The sequence below is a fragment of the Pseudomonas sp. SDO5522_S412 genome (genome assembly GCF_054071215.1).
Genome location: NZ_JBSVWQ010000056.1, coordinates 16,296 through 33,419, shown reverse-complemented (window position 1 = coordinate 33,419; position 17,124 = coordinate 16,296). Strand labels below are relative to the sequence as shown.

The 17,124-nt window shown below is 57.8% G+C and carries 19 protein-coding genes and 1 tRNA gene; 14 read left to right on the top strand and 6 right to left on the bottom strand.

Features of this window, described 5'->3' with window-relative positions; translation table 11 throughout:
• Positions 1–80: 80 nt before the first annotated feature.
• The 6 genes from ACW9I6_RS14575 to hemA all read right to left on the bottom strand — a co-directional run bounded on the left by ACW9I6_RS14575 (position 81) and on the right by hemA (position 5,447).
• Positions 81–599 carry an acyloxyacyl hydrolase gene (locus ACW9I6_RS14575; protein WP_003208415.1) on the bottom strand — a complete coding sequence of 173 codons (519 nt, stop codon included), beginning with the start codon at positions 597–599 and terminating at the stop codon, positions 81–83.
• A gap of 112 nt (positions 600–711) precedes the next feature.
• Positions 712–1,506, bottom strand: coding sequence for a glutamate racemase (gene murI / locus ACW9I6_RS14570; RefSeq protein WP_178903641.1), 795 nt, complete (start codon positions 1,504–1,506; stop codon positions 712–714).
• On the bottom strand, positions 1,499–2,254 hold the full coding sequence (locus ACW9I6_RS14565) for a molybdopterin-synthase adenylyltransferase MoeB (RefSeq protein WP_457339476.1): 756 nt from the start codon (positions 2,252–2,254) through the stop codon (positions 1,499–1,501). Before ACW9I6_RS14565 ends, murI begins: the two co-directional genes overlap by 8 nt.
• Positions 2,251–3,078: a peptide chain release factor N(5)-glutamine methyltransferase gene (gene prmC, locus ACW9I6_RS14560; protein ID WP_003208408.1), complete on the bottom strand. Its 828-nt coding sequence runs from the start codon at positions 3,076–3,078 to the stop codon at positions 2,251–2,253. The genes ACW9I6_RS14565 and prmC overlap by 4 nt, the downstream gene beginning before the upstream one ends.
• On the bottom strand, positions 3,079–4,161 hold the full coding sequence (gene prfA, locus ACW9I6_RS14555; RefSeq protein ID WP_003208405.1) for a peptide chain release factor 1: 1,083 nt from the start codon (positions 4,159–4,161) through the stop codon (positions 3,079–3,081).
• Positions 4,158–5,447 carry a glutamyl-tRNA reductase gene (hemA, locus tag ACW9I6_RS14550; RefSeq protein ID WP_008432265.1) on the bottom strand — a complete coding sequence of 430 codons (1,290 nt, stop codon included), beginning with the start codon at positions 5,445–5,447 and terminating at the stop codon, positions 4,158–4,160. Before hemA ends, prfA begins: the two co-directional genes overlap by 4 nt.
• Before the next feature lie 274 nt (positions 5,448–5,721).
• Between hemA and ACW9I6_RS14545 the strand changes: the two genes are divergently transcribed.
• The 14 genes from ACW9I6_RS14545 (at position 5,722) to ACW9I6_RS14480 (ending at position 17,117) form a co-directional block, all read left to right on the top strand.
• Entirely contained in the window at positions 5,722–7,446 is a 1,725-nt protein-coding gene (locus tag ACW9I6_RS14545; protein ID WP_008432263.1) for a tetratricopeptide repeat protein, read from the top strand.
• A 4-nt stretch (positions 7,447–7,450) separates the two neighbouring features.
• The gene (lolB, locus tag ACW9I6_RS14540) at positions 7,451–8,068 is read left to right on the top strand and encodes a lipoprotein insertase outer membrane protein LolB (RefSeq protein WP_008432261.1); all 618 of its coding nucleotides are present in this window, start codon (positions 7,451–7,453) and stop codon (positions 8,066–8,068) included.
• 1 nt (position 8,069) lies between these two features.
• Positions 8,070–8,921 (top strand): 4-(cytidine 5'-diphospho)-2-C-methyl-D-erythritol kinase, encoded by an 852-nt coding sequence (gene ispE, locus ACW9I6_RS14535; RefSeq protein WP_003208395.1) that lies wholly within the window; start codon positions 8,070–8,072, stop codon positions 8,919–8,921.
• 36 nt (positions 8,922–8,957) lie between these two features.
• Positions 8,958–9,032, top strand: a tRNA-Gln gene (locus ACW9I6_RS14530).
• Positions 9,033–9,077: 45 nt separating this feature from the next.
• A complete protein-coding gene (locus tag ACW9I6_RS14525; RefSeq protein WP_003208392.1) occupies positions 9,078–10,019 on the top strand; it encodes a ribose-phosphate pyrophosphokinase in 942 nt (313 codons plus the stop codon).
• Between the two features lie 138 nt (positions 10,020–10,157).
• A complete protein-coding gene (locus tag ACW9I6_RS14520) occupies positions 10,158–10,757 on the top strand; it encodes a 50S ribosomal protein L25/general stress protein Ctc (protein ID WP_003208391.1) in 600 nt (199 codons plus the stop codon).
• 165 nt (positions 10,758–10,922) lie between these two features.
• Positions 10,923–11,507, top strand: coding sequence for an aminoacyl-tRNA hydrolase (pth, locus tag ACW9I6_RS14515; protein ID WP_003208389.1), 585 nt, complete (start codon positions 10,923–10,925; stop codon positions 11,505–11,507).
• 23 nt (positions 11,508–11,530) lie between these two features.
• The gene (gene ychF / locus ACW9I6_RS14510) at positions 11,531–12,631 is read left to right on the top strand and encodes a redox-regulated ATPase YchF (RefSeq protein WP_008432257.1); all 1,101 of its coding nucleotides are present in this window, start codon (positions 11,531–11,533) and stop codon (positions 12,629–12,631) included.
• Between the two features lie 402 nt (positions 12,632–13,033).
• Positions 13,034–13,966, top strand: coding sequence for a sigma 54-interacting transcriptional regulator (locus ACW9I6_RS14505; RefSeq protein WP_457339475.1), 933 nt, complete (start codon positions 13,034–13,036; stop codon positions 13,964–13,966).
• A 207-nt stretch (positions 13,967–14,173) separates the two neighbouring features.
• Complete coding sequence (locus ACW9I6_RS14500; RefSeq protein WP_177009587.1) at positions 14,174–14,344, top strand: hypothetical protein; 171 nt, start codon at positions 14,174–14,176, stop codon at positions 14,342–14,344.
• 131 nt (positions 14,345–14,475) lie between these two features.
• Positions 14,476–14,838: a hypothetical protein gene (locus ACW9I6_RS14495; protein ID WP_023659153.1), complete on the top strand. Its 363-nt coding sequence runs from the start codon at positions 14,476–14,478 to the stop codon at positions 14,836–14,838.
• A gap of 7 nt (positions 14,839–14,845) precedes the next feature.
• Complete coding sequence (gene sctJ, locus ACW9I6_RS14490; protein WP_008430690.1) at positions 14,846–15,652, top strand: type III secretion system inner membrane ring lipoprotein SctJ; 807 nt, start codon at positions 14,846–14,848, stop codon at positions 15,650–15,652.
• Between the two features lie 551 nt (positions 15,653–16,203).
• Positions 16,204–16,791: a type III secretion system stator protein SctL gene (gene sctL, locus ACW9I6_RS14485; protein ID WP_003208376.1), complete on the top strand. Its 588-nt coding sequence runs from the start codon at positions 16,204–16,206 to the stop codon at positions 16,789–16,791.
• A gap of 107 nt (positions 16,792–16,898) precedes the next feature.
• A complete protein-coding gene (locus ACW9I6_RS14480; protein ID WP_003208375.1) occupies positions 16,899–17,117 on the top strand; it encodes a hypothetical protein in 219 nt (72 codons plus the stop codon).
• Positions 17,118–17,124 lie beyond the last annotated feature (7 nt).

Sequence of the window (17,124 nt, the reverse complement as noted above, 5' to 3'; positions counted from 1 at the left end):
CGGTCGCCTCGTTGGATCTGAATATACCGCTTTCGCGAGCAAGCCCGCTCCCACAATGGTTTTGCAGTGTGCTTAAAAAACTACAACGGCAGCGTGTAGTGCAGCGAATAACTCTCTACACCATCGTTATTGCTGCTGATCCCGGCATTGGAGTAATGGGTGGCCCGAATCCCCACTTCACTGCCACCGACAAAGCGCAAGCCAAAGCCCAGCCGGTCTTCAAACTGGAAAGCCTGGCCGATATTGTTGTCTTCTACCCGCGTGCGGGAGAACACGGCCACACCCACGCCGGCCTCGATGTACGGCTTCACCCTCTCCCCGGCAAACTCATACACAAACACGGGTGAGAACGACAGGCTGCTGACGCTGGCCCGCTTGTCACCGTCCCAGTAGGTGTAGGCGCCGCTCCAGTACCCGGTCACGCGCCCCGTATCGGTCTGCCACCAGCTTTTATCCCAGTCCGAGGTCAGCCCCAACCGATAGGTCATGGTCGAATCGCTCGTACTTCCCACCCCAAGTTCCAGGCCTGCCGCCTGTGCGGAAAAAGAGTGCCCCAACATTGCGGCCGCAATCGCAGCCAAACAGAACAAGCGCTTCATAGAGAAACATCCCTTCCGAACGAAGTTGTATGATTTTGTACCGGCTAACTTGCTATAGAAGCTGCCGTATAGCCAGAAGTTCAGCGGATAAAGGCGTTATTTCACGTTTTTTTCACACGCCAAAACTACGCACAACTCCGGGAGATTTCCATAGGGTCGGTAGGATATTTCTTAGATGCTGCGGATCGCCGCTGGTCCAGAACTGTACAGGCGGCGGATTGCCAGTGGCCAGCAGTTCGCGATCACTCAAAAGACGCTGCAATTGACGCGCTACTGCCGCCCCGGTGTCGATCAAAATGATCGTCGGCGGGAGCATCTCGGCGAGCAGGGGCTTGAGGAACGGGTAGTGGGTGCAACCGAGGATGATGGTGTCGCAACCGGCCGCAATCAGCGGCTCCACGTAGCCTTGCAACAGCAGGCGCAGGGCCGGGCTGTCCAGGTCGCCGGTTTCGATCAGCTCCACCAGGCCCGGGCAGGGTTGGGTGACCACCCGCACATCGGTGGCGAAGCGGTCGAGCAAGGCGGCGAACTTGGCGCTTTGCAGGGTGCCGGTGGTCGCCAACACGCCGACGACGCCACTGCGGGTCGCGGCAGCCGCGGGTTTGACTGCCGGCTCCATGCCCACCAATGGCCAGTCGGGATAGTCCTGGCGCAAATCGGCAACCGCCGCAACGGTCGCCGTGTTGCAGGCAATCACAAACGCTTTGGCGCCCTTCTCACGGAAGAACGTCGCCACCTTTCGCGAACGATCGAGGATGAACGCCGGGGTTTTCTCGCCGTAGGGGATATTCCCGCCATCCGCCACGTACAGCAGCGACTCATGGGGCAGCAGACGCTGGATTTCGTCCAGCACCGACAGGCCGCCGACACCGGAGTCGAACACACCAATCGGCGCATCCTTAACCATGTTGGCTACCGCAGACGATGCAACCGGGGTCACGCTTGACCCGCAGCTCGCGAAAACGCGTGGTCAGGGCGTCGATCAACAAAAGCCGCCCCACCAACGGCTCGCCGAAACCGGCCAGTAACTTCAAGGCTTCCAGGGCCTGCAGGCTGCCGACCAGGCCCACCAACGGGCCGATGACGCCGGCTTCGCTGCAGGTCAGTTCGGCGTCGCTGCCGTGCCCGTATAAACAGTGGTAGCAGGGGCTTTCGGCGCGACGAGGGTCGAACACCGACAGCTGGCCTTCGAGGCGAATCGCCGCACCGCTCACCAAAGGCTTGCCGGCAGCGACACACGCAGCGTTGACCGCTTCGCGGGTGGAGAAGTTGTCGCTGCAATCCAGTACCACATCGACCGCCGCAACGGCGGCCGCGAGGGAATCCTCATCCAGCGCGCTGCGATGGGCAACCAGCTGTATTTCAGGATTGATCGCGCTCAGGCGGCGAATCGCCGAGTCGACCTTGCTCAGGCCGACGCTGTCGGTGTCGTGAATGATCTGGCGTTGCAGGTTGGTCAGGTCGACAGTGTCGAAATCCGCCAAATGCAGCTCACCCACCCCCGCCGCCGCCAGGTACAGCGCCACTGGCGAACCGAGGCCACCCAGGCCGACGATCAGCGCGCGGCTGTTTTTCAGGCGCAACTGGCCTTCGATGTCGACATGCTGCAACAGAATCTGCCGGCTATAGCGCAACAGCTCCTGGTCGTTCATCACGGGCGGCGTCCCAACGTGATGCGTTCGTGGCCGCCCAGGTCGATGCGGCTGTGGACTTCTTCAAAGCCTTCCCCCAGCAGCAGGTCGCGCACGGCGGGCGCCTGGTCGTAACCGTGTTCCAGCAGCAACCAACCCGCGGCGTCGAGGTGCGCAGGCGCCTGGGCGATGATCAGCCGCAGGTCGTCCAGGCCGTCATGCCCGGATACCAGCGCGCTGGCCGGTTCAAAGCGCACGTCACCGGCCACCAGGTGCGGGTCGGTGTCGGCTATATAAGGTGGGTTGCTGATGATCAGGTTGTAAGTGTGGCCTTCGAGGGCACTGAACCAATGGCTGTTCAGCACCGTGGCGTTGTTCAGGTGCAGGCGCTGGCGGTTGCGTTCGGCCAGGGCCACGGCTTCCAGCACGCGGTCGACCGCCGTGACTTGCCAGGCCGGGCGTTCGCTGGCCAGGGCCAGGGCAATCGCGCCGCTGCCGGTGCCCAGGTCCAGGACCTTGGCCGGTGTGGCAGGCAGCAATTCCAGGGCGGCTTCCACCAGCATCTCGGTTTCCGGACGCGGGATCAGCGTGTGCGGTGCCACTTCCAGGTCGAGCTTCCAGAAGCCTTGCTGGCCGAGGATGTAGGCCACGGGCTCGCCGGCACGACGGCGTTGCAGGTAGTCGGCAAAGGTCAGCGCGTGTTCACTGCTGACGATTTTTTCCGGCCAGGTGTGCAGGTAGCTGCGGGACTTGCCCAAGGCGGCGGCCAGCAACAATTCCACGTCCAGGCGCGCAGTCGGCGAGTCCGGCAGGTCGGCGGCGCGTAACAAACTGGCAATAATGGTCATTTATTCACCTATCGCCGCAAGCTGGTCGGCCTGGTATTCGGCCAACAACGGCTCGATTACCGCATCGACGCCACCGGCGAGGATTTCGTCCAGGGAGTACAGCGTCAGGTTGACGCGATGGTCGGTGACCCGGCCCTGGGCAAAGTTGTAGGTACGAATGCGCTCGGAACGGTCGCCCGAGCCCACCAGCAGCTTACGCTCGCTGGCAATCGCATTGGCGGCGGCGCTGGTCTGCTGGTCATTCAGCTTGGCCGACAGCCAGGACATGGCCCGCGCACGGTTCTTGTGCTGGGAACGTTCTTCCTGGCACTCCACCACGATGCCCGAAGGCAAGTGAGTGATACGGATCGCCGAGTCGGTCTTGTTGACGTGCTGGCCACCGGCGCCCGATGAGCGGTAGGTGTCGACCCGCAGGTCTGCCGGGTTGATCTCGATGGCTTCCTGCTCGTCGGGCTCGGGCAACACGGCCACGGTGCACGCCGAGGTGTGGATACGGCCCTGGGATTCCGTGGCCGGCACCCGCTGCACTCGGTGCACGCCGGATTCGAACTTCAGTTTGCCGTAGACATTCTCGCCCTCAACCCGGGCGATGACTTCTTTATAGCCGCCGTGTTCGCCTTCGTTCTCGGACAGGATCTCCACACGCCAGCCGCGACGCTCGGCATAGCGCGAATACATGCGGAACAGGTCGCCGGAGAAAATCGCCGCTTCGTCACCGCCGGTGCCGGCGCGGATTTCAAGGAATACGTTGCGCCCGTCGTTCGGGTCCTTGGGCAACAGCATGCGTTGCAGGTCGCCTTCCAGTTCGATCAGCTTGTCCTTGGCCTCTCGCACTTCTTCAACGGCCATTTCGCGCATGTCCGGGTCGCTGTCCTTGAGCAGCGCCTGGGCGCCCTCGAGGTCAGCCTGAACCTTGAGCAACTGTTTATAGGTGCCCACGATCGGCTCAACTTCCGCGTACTCCTTGGAATAGGTGCGGAACTTGGTCTGATCGGAGATGACCTCGCCATCGCCGAGCAAGGCGGTCAGTTCTTCGAAACGGTCCTGAAGGACGTCCAGTTTATTGAGCAGTGACGCTTTCATTGCGGTTTTTTATCCGAAGAGCTTTCTGTCGCGCCCTCACCGAGGGCAAAGAGTTCCTGGGCCATGGCCAGCGCATCGAGGCGGCCTTCGGCGGTAAGCTTTTTCAACTGGACACTGGGAGCGTGCAGCAATTTGTTGGTCAGGCCGCGCGCCAACTGCATCAGCACGTCTTCGGCGCTGCTGCCGTTGGCGAGCATACGCTGGGCCTTGATCAATTCCTCGTCCCGCAGGCGTTCGCCTTGCTGACGGTAGGCCTTGAGCACGTCCACTGCCGCCAGTTCACGCAGGCGCACCATGAAATCGTCGGCACCGGTGCTGACCATTTCCTCGGCAGCCTGGGCAGCGCCCTGGCGACTCTTGAGGTTTTCGGCGACCACTTCGTGCAGGTCGTCGACGCTGTAGAGGTAAACGTCGTCCAACTCGCCGACTTCAGGCTCGATATCCCGGGGAACGGCGATATCCACCATAAAGATCGGCTTGTGCTTGCGCAGTTTCAGGGCGCTTTCCACCGCGCCCTTGCCGAGGATCGGCAACTGGCTGGCAGTAGAGCTGATGACGATGTCGCTGCGCACCAGCTCGGCCGGGATGTCGGAAAGCAACACCGCGTGGGCACCGAACTGCTCGGCCAGGATGCTGGCGCGTTCCAGGGTACGGTTGGCGACGACAATGCGCTTTACGCCCAGCTCGTGCAGGTGGCGGGCGACCAGGGTGATGGTCTCGCCGGCGCCGATCAGCAGGGCCTGGCTGCGCTGCAAGTCACTGAAAATCTGTTTGGCCAGGCTGACGGCGGCAAATGCCACGGACACCGGGTTTTCACCGATGGCGGTGTCGGTGCGCACCTGCTTGGCGGAGTTGAAGGTGGCCTGGAACAGGCGCCCCAGCAGCGGGCCGATGGTGCCGGCCTCGCGGGCCACGGCGTAGGCGGACTTCATCTGGCCGAGAATCTGCGGCTCGCCCAACACCAGCGAATCCAGCCCGGAGGCGACGCGCATCATGTGACGAACTGCCGCATCCTCTTCGTGCACATATGAGCTTTGGCGCAGCTCATCGAGGCTCAAATGGTGGTAATCGGCCAGCCAGCGCAGCACCACATCCGCTGAAAGATGTTCCTGCTCTATATAGAGCTCGCTGCGATTACAGGTCGAAAGGATCGCAGCTTCGCGACTGTCGGTGAGCCGGCAGAGCTGCTGCAAGGCCTCAACCAACTGCTCGGGAGTAAAAGCCACGCGCTCGCGGACGTCTACAGAAGCAGTCTTGTGGTTAATACCGAGTGCAAGGAAGGCCATTCAATATCGCTGATGATGTCGGGAAGCCGACAATTGTCCTACTTCGAATGATTCAGAACAACCACCGTAGGCTATTGTCCTAGTAGCTTACGCCTATAAAGGCCATCTGTAGGAGCGAGCTTGCTCGCGATGGTCGTTAACGATAACGCTGGGTTACGGGATAAAACGCGTTGTCCTCTGGTTCTTCGCGAGCAAGCTCGCTCCTACACGGTTATGTTTGGCCGAAGGCTTGTGTCATGATGATCCGACCGCAGGTTAGTCGTCCTCTTCCTATATGAATAGATCTTCCGCGTTGCTCCTTGCTTTTGTCTTTCTCAGCGGCTGCCAGGCCATGGCACCCGTGTCGCCGGACGGTACGCCGCCGGTAGAAGACAGCACCCCCGCCCCTGAAAAGCCCAAGGTTTATTCCTCGTTCAGTGAAGAGACGATCTTCAGCCTGCTGAGCGCGGAGCTGGCCGGCCAGCGCAATCGTTTCGACATTGCCCTGGATAACTACGTGACCCAGGCCATCAATACTCAGGATCCGGGGATTTCGGAGCGGGCGTTTCGCATCGCCGAGTACCTGGGCGCCGATCAGGCGGCCCTGGACTCCTCGCTGATCTGGGCGAAAAACGCCCCGGACGATCTCGAGGCACAACGGGCAGCGGCCATTCAACTGGCCCGCGCCGGGCGCTATGACGACTCCATGGTGTATATGGAGAAGGTCCTGCAGGGCAAGGGCGACACGCATTTCGACTTCCTCGCGCTGTCGGCCGCCGACACCGATCAGGACACCCGCAACGGCCTGATGAAGAGTTTCGACCGCCTGCTGCAAAAACACCCGAACAACAGCCAGCTGATTTTCGGCAAGGCGCTGTTGTTGCAACAGGATGATGAGCCCGAGGCTGCGCTGAAGCTGCTGGAGCAACACCCGCCGGAAGAGGGCGAGATTGCGCCGATCCTGCTGCGCGCCCGCCTGCTGCAAAACCTCAACCGCGGCAAGGAAGCGATTCCGCTGCTGGAAAAAAGCATCAAGAAGTACCCGGGCGACAAGCGCCTGCTGCTGACCTATGCCCGCATGCTGGTCGAACAGGACCGCATGGAAGACGCCAAGGTGCAGTTCGCCAACCTCGTGCAGCAATACCCGGACGATGACGAATTGCGTTATTCCCTGGCGCTGGTGTGCCTGGAAGCCAAGGCCTGGGATGAGGCCAAGGGTTACCTGGAAGACCTGATCGCCCGCGAGAGCCACGTGGATTCGGCGCACCTGAACCTGGGCCGTATCGCTGAAGAGCGTAACGACCCGCAGGCTGCATTGCTTGAATACGCTCAGGTCGGCGCCGGCAATGACTACCTGCCGGCGCAACTGCGCCAGGCCGATATCCTGATGAACAACGGCCGCACCGACGAGGCAGAAAAACGCCTGGCTGCCGCACGGGATGCCGAACCGGACTACGCGATCCAGCTGTACCTGATCCAGGCCGAGACCCTGTCGGCCAACAAGCAGGGCGATCGCGCCTGGAAAATCCTCCAGCAAGCCTTGCTGCAGTATCCGGACGACTTGAACCTGCTGTACACCCGCGCCATGCAGGCGGAAAAACGCAATGACCTGGCGCAGATGGAAAAAGACCTGCGCCTGATCATCAAGCGCGACCCGGACAATGCCATGGCACTGAACGCCCTGGGTTACACCTTGTCCGACCGTACAACGCGCTACGCCGAAGCCAAGGAGCTGATTGAAAAAGCTCACCAGCTCAACCCGGAAGACCCGGCCGTACTCGACAGCCTCGGCTGGGTGAATTACCGCCTGGGCAACCTGGACGAAGCCGAACGCTTGTTGCGCCAGGCGCTGGAGCGCTTCCCCGACCAGGAAGTCGCCGCACACCTGGGCGAAGTGCTCTGGGCCAATGGCAAGCAGCGTGAAGCGCGACAAATCTGGGAGAAGTTCCTCAAGGAACAGCCTGAAAGCCCAATCCTGCGCAGCACCATCAAGCGCCTGACCGGATCCGAGACCCTTTAATTTTATGTTTTTGCGCCACGTTATCGTTTTCAGCTTTATTGCCCTGCTTGCCGGCTGTTCCGGTCTTGGCACCCGTGAATCTGTCGAAGGCCCGGGCAACCCGGCGCAGTGGCAGCAGCACAAGGATCAACTGAGCAGCCTTGATGGCTGGCAGATCGAGGGCAAGGTGGGCATTCGCGCCCCGAAAGATTCGGGCAGCGGCACCTTGTTCTGGCTGCAACGCCAGGACTATTACGACATTCGCCTGTCTGGCCCGTTGGGCCGCGGTGCGGCACGCCTGACCGGCCGGCCGGGGCAAGTCAGCCTGGAAGTGGCCAATCAGGGCCGCTATGAAGCGCCAACGCCGGAAGCCCTGCTGGAAGAACAGATGGGCTGGAAACTCCCCGTATCGCACCTCGTGTGGTGGGTACGCGGTCTTCCTGCGCCAGACAGCAAGAGCCGCCTGAGCCTCAATGGCGACAGCCGCCTGGCTTCGCTGGAACAGGATGGCTGGCAGGTCGAATACCTGAGCTATGTGCAACAGAACGGTTACTGGCTGCCCGAGCGCATCAAGCTGCATGGCACCGACCTTGACGTCACGCTGGTGATCAAGGACTGGCAACCGCGCAAGCTGGGGCAGTGAGATGAACGAGCAACGCCTGACACTGCCCTCCCCGGCCAAACTCAATTTGATGCTGCACATTCTCGGTCGCCGTGAAGACGGCTATCACGAGTTGCAGACGATTTTTCAGTTTCTCGACTACGGCGATGAGCTGACCTTCGCCGTTCGCGATGACGGCGTGATCCAGTTGCACACCGAATTCGACGGCGTGCCTCACGACAGCAACCTGATTGTGAAGGCCGCGAAAAAACTCCAGGAACAATCCGGTTGCCCACTGGGCATCGACATCTGGATCGAAAAAATCCTGCCCATGGGCGGCGGCATCGGTGGCGGCAGCTCAAATGCCGCAACGACATTGCTCGGCCTGAATCACTTGTGGCAACTGGGTTGGGACCACGATCGCCTGGCGGCGCTGGGCCTGACACTGGGCGCGGACGTCCCGGTTTTCGTGCGTGGGCACGCCGCTTTTGCCGAAGGCGTGGGGGAGAAACTCACCCCTGTAGACCCCGAAGAGCCGTGGTATGTCGTGCTTGTTCCGCAAGTATCTGTAAGTACAGCAGAAATTTTTTCAGATCCACTGTTGACACGTAACTCTCCTCCCATTAAAGTGCGCCCCGTTCCCAAGGGAAACAGTCGAAATGACTGCTTACCGGTTGTAGCAAGGCGTTATCCAGATGTACGTAACGCTTTGAATTTGTTAGGTAATTTTACCGAAGCAAAATTAACCGGAACTGGAAGTTGTGTGTTTGGGGGCTTCCCAAGCAAAGCTGAAGCTGATAAAGTCTCGGCCCTTCTTACAGAGACCCTTACAGGGTTTGTAGCAAAGGGAAGCAACGTTTCGATGTTGCATCGCAAGCTGCAAAGTCTGCTCTAAAGGAACCGAGTACTGGGTACTCGTTGCAACAGATACAGGGGCGTCGCCAAGCGGTAAGGCAGCAGGTTTTGATCCTGCCATGCGTTGGTTCGAATCCAGCCGCCCCTGCCATTTTCTATACTCATCCAGGTTACCCTCAGCCTCTAGGTACTGCGCGTGTCCAAGATGATGGTCTTTACGGGGAATGCTAACCCCGATCTGGCTCGGCGTGTTGTACGTCAGCTGCATATCCCTCTCGGTGACATCTCTGTCGGTAAATTCTCCGACGGCGAAATTACAGCCGAGATCAATGAAAACGTCCGCGGTAAAGATGTCTTCATTATTCAGCCGACTTGCGCTCCGACCAACGATAACCTGATGGAACTCGTCGTGATGGCTGATGCCTTCCGCCGCTCCTCAGCGACTCGAATCACAGCTGTAATCCCTTACTTTGGTTATGCCCGTCAGGATCGCCGTCCGCGTTCCGCACGTGTGGCTATCAGCGCGAAAGTCGTTGCTGACATGCTGACCGTGGTAGGTATCGACCGTGTTCTCACGGTTGACCTGCACGCTGACCAAATCCAGGGGTTCTTCGATATTCCGGTAGATAACATCTACGGCTCCCCCGTCCTGGTGGATGACATCGAAGACCAGCGCTTTGAAAACCTGATGATCGTGTCCCCGGACATTGGTGGCGTCGTGCGTGCACGGGCTGTTGCCAAATCCCTGGGCGTGGATCTCGGGATCATCGACAAACGCCGCGAGAAAGCCAATCACTCTGAAGTGATGCATATCATCGGTGATGTCGAAGGGCGTACCTGTATTCTGGTTGATGACATGGTCGACACCGCCGGCACCCTGTGCCACGCGGCGAAAGCCTTGAAAGAGCACGGTGCAGCAAAAGTCTTCGCCTACTGCACACACCCTGTGCTGTCGGGCCGAGCGATCGAGAACATCGAGAACTCAATGCTGGACGAACTGGTGGTGACTAACACCATCCCGTTGTCCGCTGCCGCTCAAGCCTGTTCGCGTATCCGTCAACTGGATATCGCACCGGTAGTTGCCGAAGCGGTTCGCCGCATCAGCAACGAAGAATCGATCAGCGCGATGTTCCGTTAAGGGTCAAACCTTAGCAGCATCAACCTGACGAAAAGCGCCCCGCCCCAGCATTCTGTTGGGGCGGGGCTTTTTTGCCCATATCGCCTTTAGCGCTGGTCGCAAACGCTAGGGCGAATGTGGTTATTTTGGAGATACAACATGAACGATTTTACTTTGAATGCTGAACTGCGTTCCGACCTGGGGAAAGGTGCGAGCCGCCGCCTGCGTCGTCTCGCAAGCCTGGTTCCAGCTGTAGTTTACGGTGGCGAAAAAGCCCCTGAATCCATCAGCATGCTGGCTAAAGAAATCGCCAAACTGCTCGAAAACGACGCGGCTTACAGCCACATCATCGAGCTGAACGTTGGCGGCACCAAGCAGAACGTCATCATCAAGGCACTGCAACGTCACCCAGCTAAAGGCCACGTGCTGCACGCTGACTTCGTACGCGTAGTAGCTGGTCAGAAACTGACCGCTATCGTGCCTGTGCACTTTGTTGGTGAAGAAGCTCCGGTCAAGAAAGGCGGCGAAGTTTCGCACGTTATCGCCGAGATCGAAGTGACCTGCCTGCCGAAAGACCTGCCTGAGTTCATCGAAGTCGACCTGTCGGCTCTGGAAATCGGCGCAATCGTTCACCTGTCCGACCTCAAGGCTCCTAAAGGCGTTGAGTTCGTTGCACTGGCTCACGGTGACGACAAAGCTGTTGCAAACGTACACGCTCCACGCGTTGCACCAGAAGCTGAAGAAGGCGCTGCAGAGTAATTCACTCTGTAATGCCGGAGCTTGAGGAAACATCGCGGACCGGAACGTAGCGAGAAAGCGGGCGAGAATGCGAAGTTGGCCTCTAACGGTTAATGAGTTTTTGTCGTCCACTTTCGCCGCACCAACGGCGATGTTATCCACAACTCCAAAGGAAGGGCCCCTGTCGTGACTGCCATTAAACTGATCGTTGGCCTGGGAAATCCAGGCGCCGAATACGAACAGACCCGGCATAACGCGGGGGCCCTTTTTGTTGAGCGTATCGCCCACGCCCAAGGCGTCAATCTTGTGGCCGATCGCAAATATTTTGGCCTGACCGGACGCTTTTCGCATCAGGGTCAGGATGTTCGTCTGTTGATTCCCACCACCTACATGAACCGCAGCGGCCAGGCTGTCGCGGCGCTTGCGGGCTTCTTCCGGATCAAACCCGAAGAAATCCTGGTGGCCCATGACGAACTAGACCTGCCACCCGGCGTTGCCAAGCTCAAGCAAGGCGGCGGCCATGGCGGGCATAATGGCCTGCGCGACATCATCGCGCAGTTGGGCAATCAGAATACGTTCTACCGCTTGCGGCTTGGCATTGGCCACCCGGGCGTTGCCAGTATGGTTTCAAATTTCGTCCTGGGTCGTGCGCCACGCGCCGAACAGGAAAAACTCGATGCCAGCATCGATTTTGCCCTCGGCGTGCTGCCGGATATCTTCGCCGGTGAATGGAACCGTGCGATGAAAAACCTGCACAGCCAGAAGGCCTGACTCTTTACCCGAGGGGAAACACCATGGGATTCAATTGCGGCATCGTCGGCCTACCTAACGTCGGCAAGTCCACCCTGTTCAACGCCCTGACCAAATCCGGTATTGCGGCGGAGAACTTCCCCTTCTGCACCATCGAACCGAACACCGGTATCGTGCCGATGCCCGATACACGCCTGGACGCCCTGGCGGCCATCGTGAATCCAAAGCGCATCCTGCCGACCACCATGGAGTTCGTCGACATCGCGGGCCTGGTAGCCGGCGCGTCGAAAGGTGAAGGCCTGGGCAACAAGTTCCTCGCCAACATCCGCGAGACCGATGCCATCGCCCACGTTGTCCGCTGCTTCGAAGACGAAAACGTGATTCACGTCTCCAACAGCGTCGACCCGAAACGCGACATCGAGATCATCGACCTGGAACTGATCTTCGCCGACCTCGACAGCTGCGAGAAGCAACTGCAAAAGGTCACGCGTAACGCCAAGGGCGGCGACAAGGACGCAGTGGTCCAGAAAGCCTTGCTGGAGCAACTGATTGCCCACTTCACCCTGGGCAAGCCGGCACGCAGCCTGATGAAGAGCATGAGCGCCGACGAAAAGGCGGTGATCAAGGGCTTCCACCTGCTGACCACCAAGCCGGTGATGTACATCGCCAACGTGGCTGAAGACGGTTTCGAGAACAACCCGCTGCTCGACGTGGTCCTGGCCATTGCCGAAGAAGAAGGCGCTATCGTTGTTCCAGTCTGCAACAAGATCGAAGCGGAAATCGCCGAGCTGGAAGACGGCGAAGAGAAAGATATGTTCCTCGAGGCCCTGGGCCTGGAAGAGCCTGGCCTGAACCGCGTGATCCGTGCCGGCTACGAAATGCTGCACCTGCAGACCTACTTCACCGCCGGTGTTGAAGAAGTACGCGCCTGGACCGTCAAGGTCGGTGCCACTGCCCCGCAAGCGGCTGGGGTGATCCACACCGACTTCGAAAAAGGCTTTATCCGCGCCGAAGTCATCGCCTACAACGACTTCATCCAGTTCAAGGGTGAAGCCGGTGCCAAGGAAGCCGGTAAATGGCGCCTGGAAGGCAAGGAATACATCGTCAAGGATGGCGACGTGATGCACTTCCGCTTCAACGTATAAGCTTTACCTGCGGCCTATGCCGCAAAACAAAAAGCCGATGCACTGCATCGGCTTTTTTGTGGGCGATGTTTGCAACTTTCTACAAAGATCGACTTTGAAATATCCCCTGACATCTTAATACGGCAACCCTATAAAACAACCACAGCCCTCAATACGTAAAAATACGCCAATCCTCCCTGACACCCCCGAGTTTAAGATTATTCCGACCCATTATCAGGCAATCACGAGCGAGCGCCCACTTGATAATATTTAACTTAAGATTTTTTGGTTTTTCACACATCACAAACGTCTATTTCGCACTCTCCGACAGAATGACAAATCAGCTAAATTCCGTTCTACTTATCCATATCAGCAGGGAAGCCCCTCAGTAAAACAATGAGAAACAATAGGAGCAACAGCGATATGTCGGCCTCCTATCAAAGCACGTTTGAAACGGATGATCCATTTACTGAATGCCCAACCATTGAAGCCACTATCAACAATACTGCGGCTTTAAACATCGACATACTTTTGCTGGGGGAAACCGGCACCGGTAAAGATACCCTGGCCCAACGCATCCATCGCTTATCGGGCCGGCGAGGCAACTTCGTCGCCGTCAACTGTGCTGCAATTCCCGAAAGCCTGGCGGAAAGCCAACTGTTCGGGGTCAACAGCGGCGCCTACACCGGTGCGATGCAATCACGGGCAGGCTTTGTCGAAGCCGCACACTTGGGTACCTTGTACCTCGACGAAATAGACAGCATGCCCCTCACCCTGCAAGCCAAACTGCTGCGGGTACTGGAGTCCCGGGGCGTTGAGCGATTGGGTTCTACCCGCTTTATCCCGGTGGACATGCGCGTTATCGCGTCCGCCCAGCATTCGCTGTACGAAATGGTCGAGCAAGGGTTATTCAGGCGCGACCTGTATTTTCGCCTGAACGTAATCAGCATCAGCCTCCCTCCCCTGCGCGAACGTCGCGAGCAGATTATCCCCTTGTTCCTGAACATCGTCCGCCAGGAAGCCGAGTACTTTAAATACCCGATACCCCTGGCATCCAGCTCGCTGCTGCAACAATTGCTATGCCATTCCTGGCCGGGCAACGTCCGCGAACTGCGCTCGACAGCCAAGCGCTTTGTGTTGGATCTTCCGCCGCTTTCAGAGTCGATGAGGGACCATCAGGACATAGAGATGAACCTCAAGGCGCGGCTACAGCAAATCGAGAAATCGCTGATTGAAGAGTCGCTGCGCCGTCACGGCGGCAACGTGGATGGAGTAGCCGGGGAACTGGGGGTTGCCAAGCGCACGCTGTACTACAGGATGAAACAACTGGATATATCACTCGGCGGAACAGGTTAAACCCAGGACCAGCAGTTTTTTCTGGAACTGAAATCTTCATTTAACCACTCAAGGAAAGGCCATCTACATGATCAGCAACTTCGCCGATCGGGCCAGCCATGTGCTTGGTTCATATGCCTGACGGGCAATGATGGGTCTACGTTCGTGGTTAAGCATCAACGCACAAACAAACAAAAAATTTAAATCAAGCAACTCAGAGGTGATGTTATGAGTGAAATCGATGTTAACAAGCGGGTTACTGCCGGCAGTCTTGGTGGCGGAGACAATGCCGATATCGAAGCGGCAAAAAAAGCTGAAATGCGTCGACTAAAAATACAGGAGGTTAAAAACGAAATACTGACAAAAGAACTCGAAAACATAGGCAAACTAAGGTTTTAAACCTTTGCTTCCTCTATTAAACATAGAGGAAGCAACCCGTTTGCTAGCATGGCTCATGCTGAACCGTCGAAAAAAACCAACATTACTCCCAAACCAACAAGAACGTTCCTAGCGTCTTGCCGGAGGTTTACATGCGCGTGCTCGCTGACGACTTCACAGAACGCCCGGTTTCACGAACGGTTGAATCACGAGGTATTGATACCTCTGCTTCCGACATGAATTTTTTCCAAGCCAGCCTGGTTGATCGCGCGTCTTCCCCGGGTAGCCAAAATTCAATGGTCGGTACGAACGCGCTATCCGAACAGTCTTCTCATTTAACGAGGCTATCAAAACGTGCGACCAAAGGTTTGCGTGACCTGAGCCTTAATAAAAAATCAACGGAAATGCATCAAATTGCCAAGTCACTTTCAGACGCCCATCGGGAGCTGTCCATGTCAGTCAAGGTCATCAGCAAAACCGTGCAATGTTGCGAGAAAATAACCAACCTTCAGTAGGTAAGTCATGCTCCGCTGGATCACCACCCCATTAGTTTTATCATTGGCATTGCTGCTGGCCGGTTGCGGTGAAAAAGTAGAACTCCATAGCCGACTGTCCGAACAGGAGGCTAATGAGGTTGTTGCTGAACTCGCGGATAAACAAATCCGGGCCCAAAAGGTGCCAGCCAAAGACGGCGTTGTTGTACGCGTCAACGCGTCGGACATCAGCAGGGCGGTCCGGACGCTCGAGGCCGCTGGCCTGCCCAAACTGGCCCGGTCGACCCTGGGCGATATCTTCCGTAAAGAAGGCGTTATCTCAACACCCCTGGAAGAACGTGCCCGCTATATCTATGCATTGTCTCAGGAGCTGGAGGCAACCTTGTCGAACATCGACGGGGTCATCGTCGCTCGAGTCCATGTCGTGCTCCCCGAACGGATTGCCCCGGGTGAACCCGTACAACCGGCATCAGCCTCGGTGTTCATCAAACATGATCCACGACTTGAGCCTGATAATATCCGCCCCCGAGTACGCAGGATGGTGGCCAGCAGTATCCCCGGCATGGCAGCTGCTGTAGAAAACACTCAAAAATTAACCGTAGTGTTTGTCCCCGCCGCGGCGTATCTGGAGCAGCAACGTCTGACCTATTTTGGTCCGTTCCTGGTTCAGGATAACGATCTCGGTTTCTGGCGCATGAGTCTTACCGTATTGCTCATCATATTGACGCTTGCGGGGGCTGGCGCGTTTATCTGGCGCAAACGGGGGATGAATCAACAACACGACTCATCTGTCGTACCGGCTCATGCCTCACTAAACCCGTCTGTTCATGAGTAATCAGCTGGCGTGGGTTCGATGGTGGGCCCGCCCATGGGAAACGCCAGCGTGTGACTGGGAGGTCCTCAGACCATATATCGCCTCGACCGATCTATGTCGCAGCCGGCATGAACGAGTGAGCACCGCACTGGCCATCACCCCCTGCCTGCCACCCTCACCCTCCCCTGCCTTGCTGCACCTGGTGCAAGCCTCCCCACCACAACGCGACCGCATGCTGACGCTGATCGGCAGTGTCTGCCAGCCTGTACGCGACCACTTGCTGGAGGAGGATGAATACCTCTGGTGTCAGCGCCTTGCCAAAGCGCTCCCTGCGGACTCACGGGTACTGAACACAGACGATCCTCTGCAATACCTGCGCGCCTGGGTTGAGCCTGCGGTATGGCAACGCCTACGACTTGGCTTTGCGAATCAACGGGTAGTCGACCTGGAGAGATATTCCAACCTGCCCGACCGTCATGGTCGGCTGGATACTCTGTGGCGAGCCGTCATCTGGCGAGCTACCGCCATCACGAATGATCACGCGTGGCCCTGATCAGGAGCAAACAACCTGCATGTTATGCCGACGTAAAATTGAGCTGAATAAAGGCCAGGACCTGCCACAAACCCTGATTGCCCGAGAGATGCTAATCGACTGTGCTCAGGCGGGCACATTACTTATTCGCGCCAAAGCCGAAGCGCGCGAACTACTACGCCAGGCCGAAGAGCAGCGCGAAATACTTTACGCAAATGCTTGCCGTGAGTTCTGGGAACGCGCCAACACTCAGTTGCAACGCTGGGAGATTGAACGCCAGGCTATCTGCGACAACATTGAACCCATTGCCGCCTCCATCACCAGCCTGGCCATTCGTAACCTGCTGGAGGAAACAGTCTCCCCCCAACGCCTGAGCGTCCTGCTAAAGCAATTACTGGCCACCCAGGTCCCGCGAATCGAAGCCACTTTGCTCTGCAATCCATTGGACCGTAAAAACGTAGACCAGTGGCTGAGCAGGCACACAGACCTTCCCTGGACACTGCGCACCGAGGAGAACATCGCACCTCAAATGCTCATTCTGGAAACGCCCGAAGGTGGATTTCGGATCGACTGGGATTCGATGGTGGAAACCCTATGGAATTCCGGCACGTCGGGTTCAACCCAATAACACGCAGGGGCTGCGGTTCAACGAGCGCTGACGTTTAACGAAATACCCGTGGAACTGGAATCACGCGTCGAGCCACACAGAACGTAACATCCTCTGGAGCAAAACCAATGAGCTTTGATTATCGCCTGCAAGCGAATCTCTACAGGCAACTGGAAAATTCGCAAAAGCGCTTTGAAAAGATAGAACGCGATGGATTGAACAACGACGAAGCCCTGGCGGCAATGAATGACGAAAAAGTCTTCCTCGCGGCCACGTTATCAGCCAGTTCCACCTACACCAATTACATGAGCGAAACAGCCAAGACCGTTATCGAAGGCATACAGTGAGTGGAAG